General features: G+C 35.9%; 18 protein-coding genes and 2 tRNA genes. 10 read left to right on the plus strand and 10 right to left on the minus strand.

What is annotated here, in order from left to right; translation table 11 throughout:
• The first annotated feature begins 83 nt into the window (after positions 1-83).
• The 3 genes from grxD (at position 84) to H6G44_RS14635 (ending at position 5,616) form a co-directional block, all read left to right on the plus strand.
• A complete protein-coding gene (gene grxD, locus H6G44_RS14625; protein ID WP_190385148.1) occupies positions 84-407 on the plus strand; it encodes a Grx4 family monothiol glutaredoxin in 324 nt (107 codons plus the stop codon).
• A 123-nt stretch (positions 408-530) separates the two neighbouring features.
• Positions 531-4,835, plus strand: a complete 4,305-nt coding sequence (locus H6G44_RS14630) for an AAA domain-containing protein (protein ID WP_190385147.1) — start codon at positions 531-533, stop codon at positions 4,833-4,835.
• Positions 4,813-5,616, plus strand: a complete 804-nt coding sequence (locus H6G44_RS14635) for a hypothetical protein (RefSeq protein WP_199291700.1) — start codon at positions 4,813-4,815, stop codon at positions 5,614-5,616. Before H6G44_RS14630 ends, H6G44_RS14635 begins: the two co-directional genes overlap by 23 nt.
• A gap of 185 nt (positions 5,617-5,801) precedes the next feature.
• Here H6G44_RS14635 and H6G44_RS14640 read toward each other — a convergent pair whose 3' ends face one another.
• On the minus strand, positions 5,802-6,056 hold the full coding sequence (locus tag H6G44_RS14640; RefSeq protein ID WP_190385146.1) for a DUF6761 family protein: 255 nt from the start codon (positions 6,054-6,056) through the stop codon (positions 5,802-5,804).
• Between the two features lie 756 nt (positions 6,057-6,812).
• Between H6G44_RS14640 and H6G44_RS14645 the strand changes: the two genes are divergently transcribed.
• Entirely contained in the window at positions 6,813-7,583 is a 771-nt protein-coding gene (locus H6G44_RS14645; protein ID WP_190385145.1) for a response regulator transcription factor, read from the plus strand.
• Between the two features lie 30 nt (positions 7,584-7,613).
• Here the strand turns inward: H6G44_RS14645 and H6G44_RS14650 are convergent, their stop codons facing one another.
• The gene (locus H6G44_RS14650) at positions 7,614-8,357 is read right to left on the minus strand and encodes an ABC transporter ATP-binding protein (RefSeq protein WP_190385144.1); all 744 of its coding nucleotides are present in this window, start codon (positions 8,355-8,357) and stop codon (positions 7,614-7,616) included.
• 77 nt (positions 8,358-8,434) lie between these two features.
• On the opposite strand from H6G44_RS14650, the gene H6G44_RS14655 reads away from it, so the two are divergent.
• Positions 8,435-9,976: a protein kinase domain-containing protein gene (locus H6G44_RS14655; RefSeq protein WP_190385143.1), complete on the plus strand. Its 1,542-nt coding sequence runs from the start codon at positions 8,435-8,437 to the stop codon at positions 9,974-9,976.
• Here the strand turns inward: H6G44_RS14655 and H6G44_RS14660 are convergent.
• The 4 genes from H6G44_RS14660 to H6G44_RS14675 form a co-directional block, all read right to left on the minus strand.
• Positions 9,977-10,061, minus strand: a tRNA-Ser gene (locus tag H6G44_RS14660). It abuts the gene before it with no gap.
• A 55-nt stretch (positions 10,062-10,116) separates the two neighbouring features.
• Positions 10,117-10,812: a M15 family metallopeptidase gene (locus H6G44_RS14665; RefSeq protein WP_190385142.1), complete on the minus strand. Its 696-nt coding sequence runs from the start codon at positions 10,810-10,812 to the stop codon at positions 10,117-10,119.
• Between the two features lie 32 nt (positions 10,813-10,844).
• Complete coding sequence (mazG, locus tag H6G44_RS14670; protein ID WP_190385141.1) at positions 10,845-11,675, minus strand: nucleoside triphosphate pyrophosphohydrolase; 831 nt, start codon at positions 11,673-11,675, stop codon at positions 10,845-10,847.
• A gap of 4 nt (positions 11,676-11,679) precedes the next feature.
• Entirely contained in the window at positions 11,680-12,264 is a 585-nt protein-coding gene (locus H6G44_RS14675; protein ID WP_190385140.1) for a metal-binding protein, read from the minus strand.
• Between the two features lie 151 nt (positions 12,265-12,415).
• Here H6G44_RS14675 and H6G44_RS14680 point away from each other — a divergent pair.
• Both H6G44_RS14680 and H6G44_RS14685 read left to right on the plus strand, forming a co-directional pair.
• Positions 12,416-12,488 (plus strand) — tRNA-Val (locus tag H6G44_RS14680).
• 193 nt (positions 12,489-12,681) lie between these two features.
• Positions 12,682-14,178: a family 10 glycosylhydrolase gene (locus H6G44_RS14685; RefSeq protein WP_190385139.1), complete on the plus strand. Its 1,497-nt coding sequence runs from the start codon at positions 12,682-12,684 to the stop codon at positions 14,176-14,178.
• A 134-nt stretch (positions 14,179-14,312) separates the two neighbouring features.
• Here H6G44_RS14685 and H6G44_RS14690 read toward each other — a convergent pair whose 3' ends face one another.
• Positions 14,313-15,158 (minus strand): peptidoglycan recognition protein family protein, encoded by an 846-nt coding sequence (locus H6G44_RS14690; protein ID WP_190385138.1) that lies wholly within the window; start codon positions 15,156-15,158, stop codon positions 14,313-14,315.
• 360 nt (positions 15,159-15,518) lie between these two features.
• Between H6G44_RS14690 and H6G44_RS14695 the strand changes: the two genes are divergently transcribed.
• From H6G44_RS14695 to H6G44_RS14705, 3 genes are read left to right on the plus strand one after another with little or no spacing between them, the layout of a single operon-like run.
• Positions 15,519-15,728, plus strand: a complete 210-nt coding sequence (locus H6G44_RS14695; RefSeq protein WP_190385137.1) for a DUF2997 domain-containing protein — start codon at positions 15,519-15,521, stop codon at positions 15,726-15,728.
• 39 nt (positions 15,729-15,767) lie between these two features.
• Positions 15,768-16,154 carry a DUF1257 domain-containing protein gene (locus H6G44_RS14700; protein WP_190385136.1) on the plus strand — a complete coding sequence of 129 codons (387 nt, stop codon included), beginning with the start codon at positions 15,768-15,770 and terminating at the stop codon, positions 16,152-16,154.
• Entirely contained in the window at positions 16,154-16,606 is a 453-nt protein-coding gene (locus H6G44_RS14705; protein ID WP_190385135.1) for a ferredoxin, read from the plus strand. The genes H6G44_RS14700 and H6G44_RS14705 overlap by 1 nt, the downstream gene beginning before the upstream one ends.
• 56 nt (positions 16,607-16,662) lie before the next feature.
• Here H6G44_RS14705 and H6G44_RS14710 read toward each other — a convergent pair whose 3' ends face one another.
• From H6G44_RS14710 to H6G44_RS14720, 3 genes are read right to left on the minus strand one after another with little or no spacing between them, the layout of a single operon-like run.
• The gene (locus tag H6G44_RS14710) at positions 16,663-17,886 is read right to left on the minus strand and encodes a hybrid sensor histidine kinase/response regulator (RefSeq protein ID WP_190385134.1); all 1,224 of its coding nucleotides are present in this window, start codon (positions 17,884-17,886) and stop codon (positions 16,663-16,665) included.
• A gap of 15 nt (positions 17,887-17,901) precedes the next feature.
• Positions 17,902-18,807 (minus strand): peptide chain release factor N(5)-glutamine methyltransferase, encoded by a 906-nt coding sequence (prmC, locus tag H6G44_RS14715; protein WP_190385133.1) that lies wholly within the window; start codon positions 18,805-18,807, stop codon positions 17,902-17,904.
• A gap of 22 nt (positions 18,808-18,829) precedes the next feature.
• Positions 18,830-19,594: a Tic22 family protein gene (locus H6G44_RS14720; protein ID WP_190385132.1), complete on the minus strand. Its 765-nt coding sequence runs from the start codon at positions 19,592-19,594 to the stop codon at positions 18,830-18,832.
• Positions 19,595-20,349 lie beyond the last annotated feature (755 nt).

Consider the following 20,349-nt stretch of genomic DNA (forward strand, 5'->3'; position numbering starts at 1 on the left):
AAATGATTGCCTTGAGAAAACAAAATCTGAATTTGTCTTGACTTTTGACTTTTGACTTTTAACAACACAGGAAATAATTAATCATGACCCCAGAACTTAAACAAAGAATTGATAGTTTGGTACAAAAAAACAAAATTATGGTTTTCATGAAGGGTAACAAATTAATGCCCCAATGTGGTTTCTCTAATAACGTTGTGCAAATTATTAATACATTAGGAGTTCCCTTTGAAACCTTTGATGTACTTGCAGATCAAGAAATTCGTCAAGGAATCAAAGAATATTCCAACTGGCCAACAATTCCCCAAGTATACCTTAATGGTGAATTTCTAGGCGGTTCTGATATTTTGATCGAAATGTACAACAAAGGTGAATTACAACAACTAGTTGAAGTAGCATTAGCTTCTTAATATTAGTTATTAGGTGTAGGTTGGGTTAAGGAACGCAACCCAACACCTGATATCTATTGGCGGCAATTTCAAATTTATTTTTAAATATTAAATTATTTATTACTGATATTTTTTACCAAAACTATGAATAATAAAACAAAGATAGAAGATTGTGGTTATACATTTATAGGTTCAGCAGTTGATAATTTAGTTCGCCATTTTGAAGGTCAATCATTCCTACAATTATATCCTGATTTTCGAGAACGGCGAGAACGAGCCAATGAATTATTATTTGATTTAGTTGGTAAACAACCTGGTTTATTTTATATTCGTCGTCAAGGAGCTGCTAAAGAACCAGGAGAAGAGATTTGGGAGTTAACTATAGCTACAGATCAAGATAACTTTCAATTACCAAAAAGACTGAAAAAATTAGGAAAAACTTTAGGATTTAAAGCTGCTATTCGTCAAGATGGATATGGTGGATTTAAAATTTTATCAGCTTATTTAATCCAAGAATCACGGGGAAATATTGATGGCTATGCTTTACCTTATTGGTTGCGACTAATTCCTAATCATCAACAGCGTTTAGATATTCCAAAAACATTATTGGTAAAAATTAAAAATATGCCAATTTGCGGAAATCATGTGCCAACAGAAGATCAACTTCAAGCCTGGAAAGCCTTTTTAAAAGTTGAAGAACGCATTGCTAAATCTCGACAATTTTGTGTATATTTCCTAAATCATAATAACGGATTAAACTACCGACAAATCGCTTTAGAAATTAAAATTAATTCGGCTACTTTAGATGGTTCTGAAGAACATTTTTTAGGTGTAGAGAACTTTTGGGAACGGGTAAGAAAAGCTAAAAATCAAGAAGTTAAATTTTTAGAATCTGTACCAACAGAGAAAAATCGCCGCAATGGTCGTCAACTAGGAACTATTGAAAAAATTGATCAAAAACATAATTCTATTCATGTTCGATTAGAACGAGAATTAATTGAATATATAGCCAAAGGTAATTATCAACTTCCCAATCATGGCTACTTATTTTTTGATGCTGCTGGAGATATAAAACAAATTGAACGTAAAGAAAAAGCCTTGGAACAATTAAGACAAGGACGTACTCAAAATCCCTATTTAGGTAACTTTCTATTTGATGCTTCCCAGGCCAGACCGATTATTAAAAGGATTACACTTAAATCAACTGATTTATTATTATCCTCCGCTAATGCTGGACAAAAAGCCGCAGTTGAAAAAGTCCTTTCAGCAGAGGATCTAGTTTTAATTCAAGGACCACCAGGTACAGGAAAAACTACTGTAATTGCGGAAATTTGCTATCAAATAGCCTTGCGCGGTGGACGGACATTAATTACATCTCAAGCTAATTTAGCCGTTGATAACGCCCTCAGTCGCTTAGTTCATAATCCTGTTATTCGTGCTATTAGAAAGGGAAAATCCGAAAAAGTTGGAGAGGAAGGACAGCCATTTTTAGAAGATCAAGTAATTGGTACATGGCTACAAAATACCGCTACTGACTGCGAAAATAATCTTAATCAACGTCACGAAAATATCAAAATCTTAAATCAATTATTACCGTTATTACCACGATTTAAAACCTATTTTTTAGCTGAGGAAGAAACTAATCAACAACAAAATGAACTCAAAAATGAAAAAGAAAATTTAGAATTATCTTATCAAAATCAAGAAATTGAATATAATCAAACTTTAGTAAATAAAAATGAAATTGCATCTTTAATTACTGGTTTAGAGAATATACTAAAAAAATCAACAAATATAGATTGGGAATCTCCAGAAACTAAAGCTTTTTTCCTCCGTGTTCAACCCTATATAGAAAACAATCAACAAGTAGAAGATTTTCGAGAAAATGTCCGTCAAGCTATTAAGTATAGTGAAGAAATTGGTTTTGTCCGTCCTGGTTTTGGTGCATTTGGGTTAGCGGTTTGGTTACAGGAAAACATCAAAACTCATCTTTCTGAATTTAAATCGGGATTCAATAATGCTAATAATATAGCTGTAGCTGTTTCTGAAGTTGCAGAATTAGTTGATATTTTTCAACAGCATTCTGTATCCTTGGAGAAATTAGAAACAGATTATCAAAAATTTAGTAACCAAAACGATTTACAGCCAACAATTCAAATTTGGGAAAATCGCAAACGCGAAATTGATTATATTGTTGCAGCAGTTGTCGAATGGAAATCTACAGCTTATAATAATTTGTATCAAGTTTTAAAAGAATGTCAACAATCTGATTTAGTATTAACAGAAAATATGGTAGATTTACCATTAGGTTTATTGATGTTTGCTAAGACATTAAAATTAACTATCGTTCCTAAAAATTATAAAATCAGTTTACCAGATTGGGGAGTATTAACAAAAGCTATAGTTTATGAAATTGAAGGTAACTTTACGGATAGAAAAGGCAAGAAATATGATTTTAGTTATTTTTTACAGCAAAGTTTTAGTCAAATTCCTATAGTATTATCAAAAAGTGATCAAATTCAATGGCAAACAACCTATCAAAAATTCCAAAATTATCAACTTCTTAATCCTAAACAGCGAAAATTGCTAGTTGAAAATACTCAAGTCTTTTTAATTAGATTGGAAAAAACTTATGGTAAGTCCTTTGAATGGAATCATATTGAAGTTACTCTTACCCGTATTACCCAAGAATTACTAGATATTATTTTAGTTCATGCTCGTCAATGTGTTTTAAGGGTTAAAACTGAAGCTGAACAACAATTACAAATTTTACAACAGCAATTAGAAGAACTCCCGAAAAATACAATCTCTTTAGAACAAATATCTGAAGCTAAATCTCAGGTAAAGCAAAGTAAAGAATCTGCTAATTTAAAAATTGTAGAAGTTATAAATAGTTTACAAGTATTTCGTAAACAGAAAAATATCCCCGCTCCTTTACGGATTTTAGCAGAAAAATATCTGAATAGACAAGCAAATTTTTGGGAACAACCCCAGGAATTTTTCCAGCAAGTTAAATTTTGGGAAAATCGCGTCAATGAAATAGAAACTCTTATTTCATCATTAGCACCTTTTACTATTTTAGAAACAATTAAAAACTCTTTAAATCAAGAATTCATAAATTTGCAAGCAGAAGCTGATATTTATACACAAGAAATTCAAGAATTAGAAATAAACATATCTGATTTAGAACAACAATTAAAATTACAGTTATCAGATAGTTTAATTCTAGAACGGAATTGGTGGAAGTCAACTTGGCAAATTATACCAGATAAATTAAAACCAGAATTATCCCATGATGATTTATTTAATTTAGAGTTTTTACGTAGCATCAAAAATAAATTTAAATCATGGAAACAACAATTAAAAAGTGAAGAAAATTATCTGCATAAATATCAAAACTTTGTTCAAGATTGGATTACAAAACTCCGTCAACCTTCAGAACAAGACAGCAAAGATTTAAGGGGAATTTATTTAGATAATGCTAACGTTGTCGGTATCACTTGCGTTCAAGCTGCAAATTATAATTTTTCAGAAGAATTTCAATCTTTTGATGTTGTAATTATAGATGAAGTTAGTAAATGCACTCCTCCAGAATTACTAATTCCCGCGTTGAAAGGTAAAAAATTAGTTATGGTAGGAGATCATCGACAATTACCACCTATGCTTGATACTAGCACTGTGGAAGAAGTTGCGAAAACAATGGGTAATACTAGAGAAGAATTGCAATTTTTAGAAGAATCATTATTTAAAAATCAGTTTGAAACTGCAGATAAAAGTATTAAAAAAATGCTGAATACTCAATATCGAATGCACCCGATGATTATGGGAGCAATTAATCAATTTTATCATGGTAAATTAGAATGTGGGATTTTAGAACCTGACAGTAAACGCGCTCATAATTTAGCAGGAAAAATCATTCAACCCTATCATCATTTATGTTGGGTAAAAATGCCGCGAGAAAATGAATTTCAAGAAGAACGCAATGGTACTTCATTTTTTAATACTAAAGAAATTGATGTAATTGCAGGTATCTGTCAACAATTTGAGAATGTTTGGTTTAATAAAGTTGCTAATGGAGAATCAAAAAAAGAAATAGCTATAATTACATTTTATGGCGCTCAATTAAGAAAAATTGATGAACGTTTGCAATCAGAACTTTTTCCTTCTTTACAAATTAGAACGGGTACAGTTGATAGATTTCAAGGTATGGAAAGACCAGTAGTAATTGTCAGTATGGTGCGAAATAATTATCAAGGAGATGTGGGATTTGCAAATAAACCAGAACGGGTAAATGTGGCCTTTTCTCGCGCTCAAGAATTATTAATAATTGTCGGTTGTCACGATTTATTTACATCTAAACCCGGTACAGTTGGTAATATGTATTCTCAAGTTGCAAACACCGTTAATCATCATGGAGGTTTTATTGATGTTTCCTATTTCTGTAGTTAAAATAATTGACGACAATTTAAAATATTTAGTTGATAAAATAGAAGCTGAAAATCCTGATTTATCGGTTTTAACAGCGCGTCAATTTCGCTATTATGTAACCCAAAATTCCTTAGAATTAACTATTAAAGAACCTCGGAAATTTAATATTTTAGAAGAGTTTATTATTCGGGCCGGTATGGAATTTAATCCTCCCCCTACAGCTAATGACTTAGCATCTATTTTAGGACTGGATTCTGTATTTGTTAAAAGTACGATTGCTAATTTACAATCTTTACAAACTCTAGCAGATACATCTCAAATTACTGTCACCACAGAAGGGAGTTTATTTTATAAACAAGGTTCTGTTCCTAAACCTCCATATTCTGTGTTAATTTATGCAATCACTGATAATTTAGCAGGGAAAATTACATTTCAACATCAATCTTTAGAAGATGTTATAATTAAACAGCCATATTTAACAGAATTTGTGAATATTGAAGCAAAAATTTCACCAATTTCTAGTTTACAACTTATAGATATTCAAGAAATTGTTCAAACTTCCAATTTACCCCTGCATATTCCCACAGAAGGTAAATTTGTCACCGATTTTAAAATTAAAGGTACTACTCAAACTATTGAGAGAAATATATCCCTGTTTGTGATTTTTGATGGAAATAAAGATAAATTAAACATCGAAATTAGACGTGGTCAGGAAATTTTAGAAGCTGCTACTAAGAAGATTGAAGAATTATACAATGAAAAACATATATGTCTAGAAGAATTGTGTCAATTATCTCCATAAACTATCAATTTACAATCCAAATTCCCAACTTCTTAAAGAAGTCGGGAATCTATATCAGAAATAAGCTTTCCCATTCAATTGCAGTATTTCCCAAATTTATCCCACAATAACCCATTGACCAAAGCAAAAAATTGTGCTATGATCATCACCGAGAATAAATCAATCCAGAAAACTATACAGAACTTTTAGTAATAGCCACGTTGTCTTTCTGGTTCTGGTTGAACCATAGCAAAATTAGATACATCATACAAGTAGCGGCTGGCTTCCTCTTCTAAACGGTGAATCCAGTAAGGCTCAATGGTGTTACCATGTTGAAGTGCGGCTAAGTATCCATCCAAATACATCCGCATATCATCCAGACGATAACCGCGATTCCATAATTCGACGAAGGCATCGGTAAGTTTTTGGTAGTAGCGGATAGTTTGTGTGTCTTGTAGCATAACTGTTGTATAGTCTCGTAGGAATAAGAACTGTAGATATTGACTTACGATCAATGAAGTATCACTTCTTGCCTATGTATTAACTCATAAGCTAATATTTTCACCTTGGGTGAGACCCTCCAGCAGCTAAAAACTTAATTAGATATTAAGCCAAAAAATGGGAAATATGGTGATTTTGTAAGGTATTTTTACTTTTTTTGTCAAAAATTTGCTCTGAATCACCCTTGGCTATATATTTACAATCACAGAGGGTAATTGACTTTTAGCCAATTTTTTGTACGTTCCTGTTGATAAATACAAATTTAGCCATGAGTGCAAAATCTGTAAAATCAAGTTTGCGAACTTCCCTCGCAATTTCGGGGGATAAATAACAGGCTGTCTCTACCTTTGGCAGTAATTAGGTGTAATTTTTATGCTACTCCCTATGGTAAATGATTGTTTCACAAGTCTACCATATCTCTTAGGGAGTAGGACAGATCACTACAAATAAACTTTAATAATGGGGGTCAGAACTAAGGAGTCAAGAAAAAGACAGAAGGCGGCAGAAAGAACTGTGTTAATATGATATAAATATGAATGTAATAAAAATTTAACAAAGCTACCAGTTTGGCTGCAAATAAAGTAAAAAATAAATTTTTGGCAAGGTTTTTTTAAGGGAAATGTAAAGAATATCTCTATTAGGGTAACAAAAACTACAAAACCTTGAGCATGAGATTGTTAATTTGAGATTCATCAACGCAAAGGGGTCTTACCACTGTGGGTTCGGTTTGTATAGAAATCGTTGAGGGGAATCCCCATCTAAGGTCATTATTGGGTTGGCACTTGCAACAACTAGAATACCGAGTTCATCAAGCTGCCAGTATTTATCAAGCCAAGGAAGTATTTATCAGCCATCAACCCACTCTAGTCATTCTAGACGCGGATTTATCAGATGGTGATGGTGTGGAGTTTTGTCGCTGGCTACATCATCAACAACAGCCTTTAGTGCTCATGTTATCCGCTCGTACTAATGAAGCTGATATTGTTACGGGCTTAAAAGCGGGCGCGGATGACTATTTAAGCAAACCTTTTGGAATGCAAGAATTTTTGGCTAGGGTTGAGGCAATTATCCGCCGTAACCGGACACCTACCGCACCCGCTTATTTAGACTATGGTAGTTTACAAATTGATTTAGTTCAGCGTCGGGTTCGTTTTCAAGGAGAATTTATTGACTTAACACCCCAGGAGTTTAGCTTATTGTATGTTTTAGCACAAGCTGGAGGTATGGCTTTAAGTAGATCGGAATTATTGCGTCGTGCTTGGCCTGATGCTATTGATAATCCACGCACCATTGATACTCATGTTTTATCCCTACGGAAGAAAGTGGAACTTGATCCACGTCAACCCAGCTTAATTCAAACTATCCGCAATGTGGGATACAGATTTAACATGGAATTTTTGAATGTCAATATTCCGCAAACACAAACAAAATTACCAAGAGAAAGATTTATTAATCAAATTCCTGTACTCACTACCCAAAGTTCCTAAAGCGGGTATCAGAAACCAGGGAACGGTAAGTTAAATCCATTCTCCTAGTGCTTGAGTTTTGGCTTGAGTGAGGCTGGTCGCTAACTGATCCCAATCTATCTCAGCGGCGGGTCGATTGGCAACTAATTGACCTTTTTGAAGATGTAAAAGATGGGTACAAAATTCTTGGACTAAATCAATTTGGCGATTTACCATCAAAATCGCCGAGGAATGGGCTTGATTTAGGTGGGTGAGTATACTTATTAAATGAGTGGATGTGGGAGTGTCTAAGGCTGATGTAGGCTCATCTAAAAGTAAAATCTGGGGTTCCGTAACTAGGGCGCGAGTAATGGCAATTAACTGTCTTTGTCCAGCAGCAAGTTGTACCTCGGTTCGTCCTAACCATTGTTCAGGAATTTGCAGTTGTTCTTGCCAATAACTGACTTTTTCCTGAATCTTTTGCTTTGGTAAACCACGCAAAATTAAAGGATAAGCCAAAGCTTCCCCAACTGTCATCCCCAATAGTTTAGATTCTTGTTGGACGAGTATTACCTGTTGACGCAGTTGAATAACGGGAATTTGGCTATATTCCTGATTTTTGAAATAAATTTTGCCACTGGTGGGTTCACTTAAACGGTTAATAAGACGCAATAAAGAGGTTTTACCAGCACCGGATACACCGACTATGGACAAGCGATCGCCCGGTGATACCCTCAAGGAAATATCCTGTAGAATTGGGTATTGGTGTTGGTGCTGTAACTGCCCGTAAAAATTAACAGATTCTAGCCTGAGCATAGGAAATAGGTAATAAATATATAGATAAGAATGTTATAACCCAGTTAATTATCTGCTTATTTAAGACCGAAAAAATCATGTTAGCAGGAACAATTTTGCAGAATGGAAAATATACCATCATCCAAGAAATAGGGCGGGGTGGATTTGGTGTTACCTTTAAAGCTATACACCACTATTTAGGTCAGGAAGTGGTGATGAAAACTATTAATGAAAGATTGCGACAACACCCCGATTTTCCTAAGTTCCAGCGCCAATTTCAAGATGAAGCCAAAAGATTAGCTACTTGTGTTCATCCTCACATTGTTCGGGTAAGTGACTTTTTTGAGGAAGATAGTTTACCTTACATGGTCATGGAATACATTCCTGGAGATACTTTAGGTGCAACATTTGTTTTACCAGGAATACCCCTACCAGAAGCCACCGCTATTCATTATATCCGCCAAATAGGGGCAGCATTACAAGTAGTACATAATAATGGTTTATTGCACCGGGATGTTAAACCAGATAATATTATTTTGCGTCAAGGAACTCAGCAAGTCGTACTAATTGATTTTGGCATTGCTAGAGAATTTAATAATGGGGCAAAACAGACACATACAGGCTTAGTCAGTGAGGGATATGCACCCATTGAACAGTATTTAACTCAAGCTCCACGCACGGCTGCTACAGATGTTTATGGTTTAGCAGCAACTTTATATGCACTGTTAACGGCACAAGTTCCTATACCTGCATTATTGCGAGACCGGGAAAAAATGCCCTCTCCCCGTGAACTACAACCTCATCTAAGTGCGGCTATTGATCAAGCAGTTAGCCGGGGAATGGCTGTAGAAGCCCATTTTCGTCCTAAAACAGTAGCAGAATGGCTACAACTCTTACCAGAAAATGGACCAAATGTGACATCACCCATTTTACCAACTCCAGCGGTACGTACTATTAATTTAGCTAATTTAAAATCAGCATATTTATCTAAACAAGCTACTTCTCATTCTCTGGAAACATCATCAAAGGGAAAAAATGCAGGTGTATCTAAGGGAGTGATTAGTATTAGTATTGCTTTATTTGCAGCTATAGCGGGTTTTAGTATGATGCGGATATTATTCAAACCTAATTTACAATCATCACCGAAACCAAATTTTGAAAAATCTACTCCCGAATCTAATTCACCGAAATCTATTATAGAAGTATCACCATCATCTGTAAATCAAAAAATCCAAAGTTCCCCTTTTAGCGAATCTACACCACTTCGGAAAGTGAGGAAAAAACGCAAAAATATTCCTATTTCTCCAGAACCAACTCCTACTATTAATAGCAATTCCGAGGAAAAAGCATCTGAAAATAACTCTCAAGCCACTTCACCTCCCAATACGACAATCCAACAATCAATACCGGTTGTTACTTTCTCACCATCCTTAATTGATACTCCGCGCGACAGTAAAGAAGTCGAAAAAGTTTCTCCTCCTCCACCCTCAGAAAATACTTTACCGGAATCTCGTCCTATAGTCACCCCAGCCAAGGAATCTCAACCAGAAAATCCTGCTGCTGTGGTCGTTCCTACTGGAGAAACAAACCCAAATCAAGTACCCGAAAGTCAACCGCAAAAGGAGGAAAAACCGCAGTAACGGAGAGGGGGGGATTTGAACCCCCGTTGAGTTTCCCCAAAACGCATTTCGAGTGCGTCACCATCAACCACTCGGACACCTCTCCAAAATGGTGGCCATTAGGATTATAACATAATATGTTTAAAATTCCTATATTTATCTTAATTTAATCTTCCATAACGTGCTGTCATTAAGGTTTGGCCATGAGATTGATTATATAACCAAGCCCACATTTGATCACCAAAGGAAAAATGCCACCATTCTTTAGGATTGCGTTGAAATCCGGCTTGTAACATCACATCCCGCAATAATTGACGGTTTTTATGATATTCTTGATTACTATTCAGATAGTATTCAGGATAGGATCGCTTAGACATTTCATCAATGGGTGAACCCATATTGACAATTTCCCCAAGGTCATTGACTAGGGTAATATCCACCGCAGCGCCCGTACTGTGGGGAGGAGGGGTTTTTATGTCTAAACTGGGTAAGGCCCAAACTTGATAAACTGCGTTCCATACTTCTTCCAGTTGCTGGGGTGATAATTCTCTTTCTGTCCAATCTCTAGTTTTTAATGTTTCCTGAAAGCTATAATCTACCATAAATTTCTGAACAGCTACGGGACGATAAGCATCGAATATTTGAATATGCCAATGGGGATGTAGTAATTGTAAATGATTTTGAGCTTGAATCAAATTTGTAATCACAGTTTGTCGTAAATAATAGGGTGAATGTCCTTCGTAATTAGCACCTAACTTTTGATAAGGGTGAGGAGATTCTACTGCAAATAATTCTAGAGGAATTTGTACTAAAGGTTCACCGCATTCAATAATGGGGATTTGGTAATAAGGTCGCATGAGAATGGCACTTTTTAAATCTTTTTTTAATATTAAACATTTCTGTTAGCAAGTTGAGCTTTAGCCTGTTGCCAAAGGGCATCTAATTCTTCTAAACTATAATCTGTTAACGGTCGTTCAATCATAGTTTCTATTTTTTGTAACCGTTGAATAAATCGCTGACTTGTTCCTTGTAAACCTGCACTAGGATCAAGTTTATGCCATCTGGCAACTTGAATAATAGCAAATAGTAAATCACCTAATTCTGATTCTTGTCTTTCTTTGGTTTCTTCAGCTAAAGCCTGTTGAAATTCCCCTAACTCTTCATGAAATTTTCCCCAAACTTCTTCTACATTATTCCACTCAAGACCAACTTTAGCAGCTTTTTCAGATATTTTCATCGCGGCATTTAAGGGGGGGAGACTACGACGATAACGGTTCAATTTATCACTGAGTTTTTGTTCTTCTAAAGTTTCTCCTTTTTCCGCTGCTTTAATCGTTTCCCAATTTTTTTGTACCTCTTCCATACTTACTGCATTCACATCAGCAAATACATGAGGATGACGACGTATTAACTTTTTAGCAATACCCTCGGTTACTTCTTGCAGCGAAAAATCACCCGCTTCACTGGCAATTTGCGCCTGTAATACTACTTGTAATAATAAATCACCTAATTGTTCAGCAATAGCCTGTTTATCACCAGTTTGAATCGCGTCTACTACCTCATAAGCCTCTTCAATCACATAGGGAGTTAGACTTGATGGGGTTTGTGCCAAATCCCAAGGACAACCTTCAGTCGATAGCGAAGCACTCCGTAGGAATCGCAATTTCGCCACCACATTTATTAACTCTTGTAATGCCGCTAAAGTCTGATTAACTTCCATATTTTTAACGCTTTTTGACACTGCGACGACTGGGGCTAACTTTACGTTTTTTGATTTTGCCACGGGGGAGTAAACCTTGAACACCCTGTTTTTGAAAGCGTTTATAACCGGAAACAGTCCAATCACTGCCAGAATGGCTCATTGCACCGAGTTCACAACCGACAAAGAGGGCAAAAAATTCTTTAGAATATGTGTAGACAGTTTTCCCCACATTTCCCCACAGTTTACCCCAATCCCAGGCCACATTTCCCAACTTGGTGAAAATCATCACCATGAGAATGGCAACCAACGCCAAAAAAGTCGTCAGATATACCACCCTTAATGTTGTACCAATAATCGGACCGTGAGATAAAAAAGAGCGATGTCGCAGACTTTTTTGATAAGGTAGCCAAATCCACCGCAGAACACCCCAACGCTGAAATTGACGGGAATAAATATCCAAATCGGGACCAAACATCAGCCCCCCAAACATAAACCCACCCGCCACTAACAATGTCATATTACTGCTGTGAGTGGAAATTAACGTTATACCCGCCACAACAGGCATAGACCAAATAGTAATGCGATCATGAGTTTGACCTGAGGGCATCTTGGAAAACTACAAATATCAAAACTGTAAAACCCTAAATCAGTATAGCTCAATCCCATTCACATCAGCCTTTCCCAGTTCAAAAAAAATTTTTCTCAAAAGACTTGCAAAATTTTTAAAGGCTATGCTATATTGATTAAGTGAAACAAAAGGGCGGTTAGCTCAGTTGGTAGAGCGCCTGCCTTACAAGCAGGATGTCATCAGTTCGAGTCTGGTACTGCCCATTTAGGTTAATCACTGAATGTATTAGTTTGTTTAAGACGGAGTTGGGAGAAAGTTAAAAACCTTTGGTTTACTCTTTCCTGACTCTTGTTCTATTTGTGAGGTTTTTTGTAGTAATTACAAATATTGTGGTTACTCCGTGCTGTGCTATCAACTATCAAGCGGTTTTCAGTTCTGATTCCTGGTTTCTGCTGTATGTCTAATTACAACTGGAAATTTTTAAGGCTGATTTTGTCTTGGCAAAGTCTGTCTGCTATTATTATTAATGGTTTATTGATTTTCAACCTGGCTGCTAAATCAGCTATTGCTCAAAAAATACCAGATTGTCGAGTATCATTAAAAGCAATTCAAGAAAAAGAAAATTTCCGCTTATTAGCTCTCAAAGGCAATAAGAATGCAGCAAATCGCTATCAAACACTTTTAAAACAGCATAAACAAAAATTACAAAGTTGTCGTAGTCAGACTTGGCCAGAAACTCAAGCCTTATGGTTGCGCTTATATCCTTGTGATATCAGACCGGGTGCGGTTGAGCAAATTATGGATCGTATTGTCAATAAAGGCTATAATCAAGTTTATTTAGAAGTATTTTATGATGGAAGGGTGCTATTACCAGCCGCAGATAATCCCACTGTTTGGCCTGCTGTAGTTCGCACTGTTGGTACAGAAACCTTTGATTTATTGGCATTAGCTATTAAAAAAGGACAGCAACGCGGTTTAAAAGTTTACGCTTGGATGTTTACAAATAACTTTGGGTATACTTATGCTCAACGGATTGATAGACAAAGTGCGATCGCTCGTAATGGCAAGAATCAAACCAGTTTATCCGTAGTAGAGGAGGGATCTCAAGTCTTTATTGATCCCTATAATACTCAAGCTAAAGCCGATTATTACCTAATGGTACAGCAGGTTTTGCGCCGTCGTCCAGATGGTATTCTCTTTGACTATGTTCGCTATCCTCGCCAAACTGGTAGTGATTCTATTGCTACCAAGGTTCATGATTTATGGCTATTTACCCCGGCCACCCAAGAGGTCTTGTTTCGTCGTGCCAAAAATTCCAAAGGGTTAGAATTAATTCGTCGGTTTTTAACTAGGGGATATGTCAGTGCTGGTGATATAGCGGAGGTAGATAAACGCTATCCTCAAGAAGAAGAACCAATGTGGGAAGGACGTATTCCTGCAAAAAACCAGAAATCTTTGCCTTCTCCAGAGGAAAAACAGCGCGTTTTGCAATTAGATTTGTGGTTATTTACCGTTGCTCACGCTATGCAAGGTATTTTAGATTTTGTAGCTTTAGCAACTTACCCAGCAAAACAACAAGGTATTCCTGCTGGAGTGGTATTTTTCCCCGAAGGTAATCAAGCTTTAGGACAAGGGTATGATTCCCGTTTACAACCTTGGGATAGGTTTTCTAGTACCTTACAATGGCATCCCATGTCTTACGCAAATTGTGGTAATGTTAATTGTATTGTGGCGCAGGTTCAACAGGTTTTGAAAATGGCGCAACCAGGTACAAAAGTCATTCCGGCTTTAGCTGGTAAGTGGGGAGAATCAATTAGTAATCGTCCGTCCTTGGAAGTGCAAATGCAAGCACTTAGGCGATTTTCTCCTAAAATTAAGGGAGTTAGTCATTTTGCTTATTCTTGGCAATATCCTGAACATGATAGTGAACGGAAATCTTGTTATAGGGGTTAAGCGACAAAAAGCTCACCCTCCGTTAATAGAATTTTGGATCTTCGGTACTTGTTATGCTAAATGATCTTCCCTGTTCCCTTTTTTGTGACACTTGCGTAATTCCTATTTTGTTCATATTTAGCTTATTCTACTAACTAATCAAAAGTTTTTAACTGTCGGAAAGAATGCAATTTCTTGAGAAATTTTTCACGATCAAAACTTAAAGGATCAACCTTGCCATTACCTACATCTACCATACGATGAGTAGTAATTCTTTCATCAGAAACTTGACTTTGGGCAATTAACCAAGCTAGAGAATTATATTGAGGTTCTGTATATCCTGAATGTTGTTTTATATTGTTTTTTCCCCAAGCATCTGGAGGAGTTTCTAAAGATACATGATAAGCAAAATTATTGACAGACGGGGGTAAATTAGGATTAGTTTGCACAGTTTCCACACCATTAGCTCCTTTAAATACCGAATTACCAGCACCAAAAGCGCGTTTTTCTGGGGGTACTAAATAAATCACTTTTCCCCCTAACGTAATTATGGCATGATAACTGGCCTGAACACTTTCATCATCATGGGGTGTTTGAAAGAAATTAATGGCGCTAGAAGCAGAATTAGTGGTTTCATGAAGGACAATAATGGCTTGATTATTATAAGGTATACCATTAACATCTGTTGTATAGCGATCGCCATAATTGCTAGGATCAACTTTAAACTGAGCAAGCGGAGGTCTATAATTAGCAAAATCTCTAGTAGTTATGTACAAAGGATTAATGTCATAAACCTTTGCAGGAGACGGTATAAAATCTTGCTTTTCTTTCCGTTTGATTGCTGGTTGTAATTGTGTAGACTGATTCCATGTCATCTTTGTAGTAGATGCAATTGTTTGATCTTGTCGCTGTCTCGCACCCCCAAGAAATACAGCTAAAATCAGGGTAGCTAACATCAGAAAAATCAGAATAACTCTAGTTGCCCAATCTCTAAATTTCATATTTTTGATTGAAAATCGTTAATATACTATAGTGGTTATCAATATTCATCATGCTCAATCAGTCACAATTATACCTGCTAACAAACACTAAAATCCTGATGTAATGAGATTTTGATAATTTCTGATTTTTGGCAGTCCTCATCTTGACTAATTGATCAGGTTAAGAGAAACTGATAATTGATAAACATGAATACCAACTAAAATAATAACTTTTGTAAAAATTATGAACTATATGTCCTTAAGTATGGAACATTATGAGACAAGTGGCAAATTTGTATCTAAGTTCCTACCCCCTAAATTTTGAGTAAGTCTAGTAAACTAGAAAAGTACAAATATACTACCTAGGTTGGCTTTCAGCATATGGAAACATTAGAATTCATCATTTATCCAGATGGTCGAGTACAGGAAAAAGTCACCGGTATTATCGGTGCATCCTGTGCTGAGGTGACAGCAGCCATAGAAGCCCAGCTAGGACGAGTGTTGAGTAATGAACCAACCTCAGAATTTTTCGCCACTAACCCCCAACAAAACATGGTCGGGAATCCACAAACCGCCCACAGTGAATGGTAAATTTTCCAACTAGTTAATGTTCATTGATTACAAACCACTATGTCACACTTTAGTCAAATTAAAACACAAATCCGTAATCTCGAATCCTTAAAAGATGCCCTTTCCGACTTGGGAATAGACTGGAAACCTGGACCTGGTCAGGTGCGCGGTTATCGTGGTCAAACTCAGTCCACCGAAGTAACAATCGAGCAGCAAAACGGCTATGATATCGGTTTTAGATGGAATGGTCAAGAATACGAATTAGTTGCAGATTTACAATATTGGCAACAAAATCTATCTGTAGATGGATTTCTCCGCCAAGTCACTCAACGTTATGCTTATCAAACAGTAGTCAAAGAAACTACTAAAGTTGGTTTCCAAGTAGCGGAACAACAAAAAAATGAAGATGGTTCTATTCGTCTAGTAGTACAACGCTGGAGCGCGTAATGTCTAAGCCGCCGTCGTCAAAAGAAGAAGAATATAATCGTTCCGGTTTAGAACCAGAATTAGGGAGTTTTTTACGAGATGTCCCCGAACGTTCTGGTTTAGAACCGGAATTAGGCGGTGTGGTACGACAAAAAGGCGTTTATGTTGATGAAATTACCTGTATTGGCTGTAAGCATTGCGCTCATGTTGCTCGAAATACTTTTTTTATTGAAGAAGATTATGGGCGATCGCGTGTCCTCCGTCAAGATGGAGATATGGAGGAGGTAATTCAAGAAGCAATAGATACCTGTCCTGTTGATTGTATTCACTGGGTTAATTACACAGAACTAAAAAATTTAGAAGAAGATAGAAAATATCAGGTAATTCCTATAGCCGGTTATCCAGTAGAACATGGTGTAGCAATTACAGAAAAACGTCGGAAAAAACAAAAGTTAAAAAAATCCAATTCTTAAAAAATTCTATGGGTAATATTCTGACCCAACCTTTAATCATAGGTATAAGTATTATTTTATGCTTGATTTAGCCGGCGGTAAGGAATAGTAACTGTAACTGTTGTTCCCTTTCCTAATTGACTATCTATCCTAATTTCCCCTTTATGTAAATCTACACATTTTTTAACTATGGATAGTCCTAAACCTGTTCCTGCAATATTACCAACGTTTGAGGCTCGGTGAAAAGATGTAAATAAATTAGCTTTATCTACTTCAGGAATACCAATACCACTATCAATAACTTTAAAAATAACTTGATTATTTTCTTGATTCAAACTAAATTTAACTAAATTATGTTCAGGGGAATATTTAATAGCATTAGTCAATAGATTAGTAATAATTTGTCGCAACAGTTTTTGATCAAACTGAATAATTAAAGAATTGCTAATTATCTCCGCTTCTAAATCTACAGAAAAATCAATTTTATGTTGATTATAACTAGCTTCTATTTCTGCTGTTAAATGCTGACAAAAATCAATAATATCTAATGCTTCTAGATGCAATTCTATTTTATCCACTTCCACACGGTTGATCATTAACACATCATCGAGGATTTGAGTTATATGTTTGATAGTGTTTTGGATGGTTTTTAAATGTTCTTGTTTTCTGTCTTCAGTCAGACGATGACTAAATTTTTGTAAAATTCCTGATGATGAAGAAATAATTGCTAAAGGTGTGCGAAACTCATGGGATGCCATTGCAATAAACCGTGATTTTAATTGATTTAACTCCTTCTCTTTTTCTAGCGATTGCTTTAATGCTGCTGTTCGTTCCGCAACTCTATTTTCTAAATCCTCATTCCGTTGTGTGAGTTGTCTAAGTTCTTGATTTTGGGTTTCTAAAGATCTAATTAACTTCTTTAAATGTAAATGAGTCCGTACACGGGCCAGTAATTCTTCCTTTTGAAATGGTTTAGTTATATAGTCTACAGCACCTAAACTCAAACCTTTGACCTTATCTACAGTATCAGCCAGAGCGGTCATAAAAATTATAGGAATACCCTGAGTTAAAGGATCAGCTTGAAGTTGCTCACAAACTTCAAATCCGCTAATATCAGGCAATATAATATCTAGCATAATTAAATCAGGAATACTAGCATGAACTTGTTTCCTGACATTTAGTCCATTTATCTCCATTTTAACCGTGTAACCTGCTTGCCTCAAGATATAATCAAGAAGTTTTAAATTAATAGGATTGTCATCAACTATTAAAATGGTGGTAGAGTCAGATAAGGTTTTCAAGATTTTGCCCAAATATCAATTACAATTAGTTATATAAGCAACTGCAAAACGTTCAATTCCCGCTAAATCAGGATGAATAGAAATATGGCTATAATTGCCATTATTTTCTAATAATTCCCGCACCGTTTCCGCCTGTCCTGCCATCATTTCAATTAACCACACCCCACCAGGAGACAAATACGCGGGGGAAACAGTGATCAAATGCCGAATATGGTCTAAACCATCTGCACCACCATCTAAAGCTAAATGTGGCTCATGTTTAACCACTTCTGGCTGTAAAGTCAGTACAGTATCCCTAGGAATATAGGGCGGATTTGATATCATACCGCTAAACTGACCTTTGAGGGCTTCTAGAGGTTGCCACCAAGAACCTTGATAAAATTGAATCCGTTCCCTAAAACCCAAATTTTCAGCATTGGTTTGAGCAATGGTTAAAGCGGCTGGACTAATATCTACTGCATGAATAGTAGCATTTGTCAATACTTCAGCTATTGAGAGGGCGATAGCTCCGCTTCCGGTCCCCAAATCCGCCCAATGACCTGCTTTGAGTTCACCCTGAGCAGCAGCTACAGCCAAATCAATCAATATTTCTGTTTCTGGTCTAGGAATTAAGACCGCATTGGAAACTGTGAGTTGAAATTTTCGCCAAGCCGTCGTTCCGGCAATATACTGAACTGGTAAATGTTCATGTAATCGCCTTTGCCATAAATGATCTAATTCTGTTAAAGACAATTCTATGGGAATCCGCGGCCATGTTTTGAAAGACTCTAAACGCAGTGCCAATCGGTCTAAATTAGCTATTGTTAATAATAGCCAATCTACCTCCATTGGCGATATATCCGCAGTTATAGCTGCTTGAATTGCGGTTTTTCGCCATTGCCAAAGTTCTAATCCAGAAACTACTTGATTTGGCTTTAACATATTAGGAGGTAAAGATTATTTTCTATTTCTTTGGTGGATTTGGAACTATAGAACGAAGAAATTCTATTGATTCCTGTGAGGGATATAATAAGATTTTATTAGTGCTGGAATCATTACTACTATTGAGTGTTTCAATCACCCCATACAAATCTAATACCTGAATTTCTGTCTTTGCTGCTTCCTTTGGTTGAGCCTTTTTGAAGGCTTCTAAAAGAGCCACTGCCCCTTCTTTTTCAAAATAGAAAGGAATAGACCTATCTTTGCCATTAGGAATGGTTAGATAGCTGTTTTCTTGCTTCAATTTTAGCACAAATAAAGGAACACCATTAAATTGCTGAACAGGTTTCCCACTAGAAGTCAAAATACTTTTAGCTCTATCAACTTGTTGTTTTGTTGGAACTAAGATAAAAAATATATCAGAATCTTTTTTCTTCTTATTTTCTACCACTAATTTGTAGTAATCCGCTAGGGAAACAGGTGTAATTTGGATAGTGCTTGCTAACTGAGGATTTTCTTTTTTAATTCGGTCTTCTAGGAAAAATTGGGCATCTTTTTTACTGATAAAAAATCCTATTTGAGAAATAGTTTTGGATTGGTCTTTTCTGGAGATAACTACAAATTCTCCCTTGGGATTAGTTAGTGTAAAAACGGGTACTTCTTGTAAAGTTTTTATCACCTGTTCCTGCGGTAAAGCCAAGGCTTGTAGATTATTCATTCCCAGTATACTGGTAAACACCACACTGCCAGCTAAACCCAATGTTAAGCCCCAACGTGCTAATAATTTCATGATCACTCCTCCTCTCAATAATTTCATTAATGCCAATAAGTTATCAATTGTCAAGTGTCAGTTGGTCAATTGTCAATTGTCAGTGGTTAGTGGTCAATTGTCAGTGGTATAATTCTCTATTATGTTTTAAGTTACCTTGTTATTGATTTCTATTATGCCACCAAAAAGCCTTCAAGCCTTATTATAGGTCTTCTCAATAGACAAAGAATATCCGGATATGCTGATTGAATTTGTGACGTATACCCAGAATTTACACTAACCATGACCCAATTTATACGGGTGAAAACTGGTTTTAGAGCATCCGCGACTATTCTCTTACACTAATTGAAGTTTATTATTCAGTATTTATGCAGAAGTGTTGAATGTTAAGATTTTGAGGATTGTGTCCAAGTTGTGCATTGGTATTGGTGATACCAAATTTGGTCAATTAATGACTCTATTCTCAATAGACAATGGATTTTACCTGGGTAAAACGCAAAGATTGTAAAGTTTTATTGCAGGATTCAACACTTGTGGTATTTATGATACTTGTGCCATGAAAGATGGTAAAATAATTCCAGTGTGGTTATATAATCTCTAAAAAATCCCGATTTTTCAAAATGAAATCTCAAAAACATCAGTATTGGAAATTAGCAATAAAAACCCTATTTATTATTAGTGGAATAATTGCCAATCAAAGCGCATTTGCTCAGTTAATACCGGATAATACCTTAGGAAAAGAAAATTCAATTGTTAATCAAATTGATAGTTTAAAA

The organism is Aphanizomenon flos-aquae FACHB-1287 (assembly GCF_014698755.1).
GTDB classification, from domain to species: domain Bacteria; phylum Cyanobacteriota; class Cyanobacteriia; order Cyanobacteriales; family Nostocaceae; genus Dolichospermum; species Dolichospermum flosaquae.

Coding starts and splice junctions, on each gene's coding strand:
- grxD (WP_190385148.1), top strand. CDS start 84: ATGACCCCAGAACTTAAACAAAGAATTGATAGTTTGGTACAAAAAAAC.
- H6G44_RS14630 (WP_190385147.1), top strand. CDS start 531: ATGAATAATAAAACAAAGATAGAAGATTGTGGTTATACATTTATAGGT.
- H6G44_RS14635 (WP_199291700.1), top strand. CDS start 4,813: ATGTTTCCTATTTCTGTAGTTAAAATAATTGACGACAATTTAAAATAT.
- H6G44_RS14640 (WP_190385146.1), bottom strand. CDS start 6,056: ATGCTACAAGACACACAAACTATCCGCTACTACCAAAAACTTACCGAT.
- H6G44_RS14650 (WP_190385144.1), bottom strand. CDS start 8,357: ATGCTCAGGCTAGAATCTGTTAATTTTTACGGGCAGTTACAGCACCAA.
- H6G44_RS14655 (WP_190385143.1), top strand. CDS start 8,435: ATGTTAGCAGGAACAATTTTGCAGAATGGAAAATATACCATCATCCAA.
- H6G44_RS14665 (WP_190385142.1), bottom strand. CDS start 10,812: ATGCGACCTTATTACCAAATCCCCATTATTGAATGCGGTGAACCTTTA.
- mazG (WP_190385141.1), bottom strand. CDS start 11,675: ATGGAAGTTAATCAGACTTTAGCGGCATTACAAGAGTTAATAAATGTG.
- H6G44_RS14675 (WP_190385140.1), bottom strand. CDS start 12,264: ATGCCCTCAGGTCAAACTCATGATCGCATTACTATTTGGTCTATGCCT.
- H6G44_RS14685 (WP_190385139.1), top strand. CDS start 12,682: ATGTCTAATTACAACTGGAAATTTTTAAGGCTGATTTTGTCTTGGCAA.
- H6G44_RS14690 (WP_190385138.1), bottom strand. CDS start 15,158: ATGAAATTTAGAGATTGGGCAACTAGAGTTATTCTGATTTTTCTGATG.
- H6G44_RS14695 (WP_190385137.1), top strand. CDS start 15,519: ATGGAAACATTAGAATTCATCATTTATCCAGATGGTCGAGTACAGGAA.
- H6G44_RS14700 (WP_190385136.1), top strand. CDS start 15,768: ATGTCACACTTTAGTCAAATTAAAACACAAATCCGTAATCTCGAATCC.
- H6G44_RS14705 (WP_190385135.1), top strand. CDS start 16,154: ATGTCTAAGCCGCCGTCGTCAAAAGAAGAAGAATATAATCGTTCCGGT.
- prmC (WP_190385133.1), bottom strand. CDS start 18,807: ATGTTAAAGCCAAATCAAGTAGTTTCTGGATTAGAACTTTGGCAATGG.
- H6G44_RS14720 (WP_190385132.1), bottom strand. CDS start 19,594: ATGAAATTATTAGCACGTTGGGGCTTAACATTGGGTTTAGCTGGCAGT.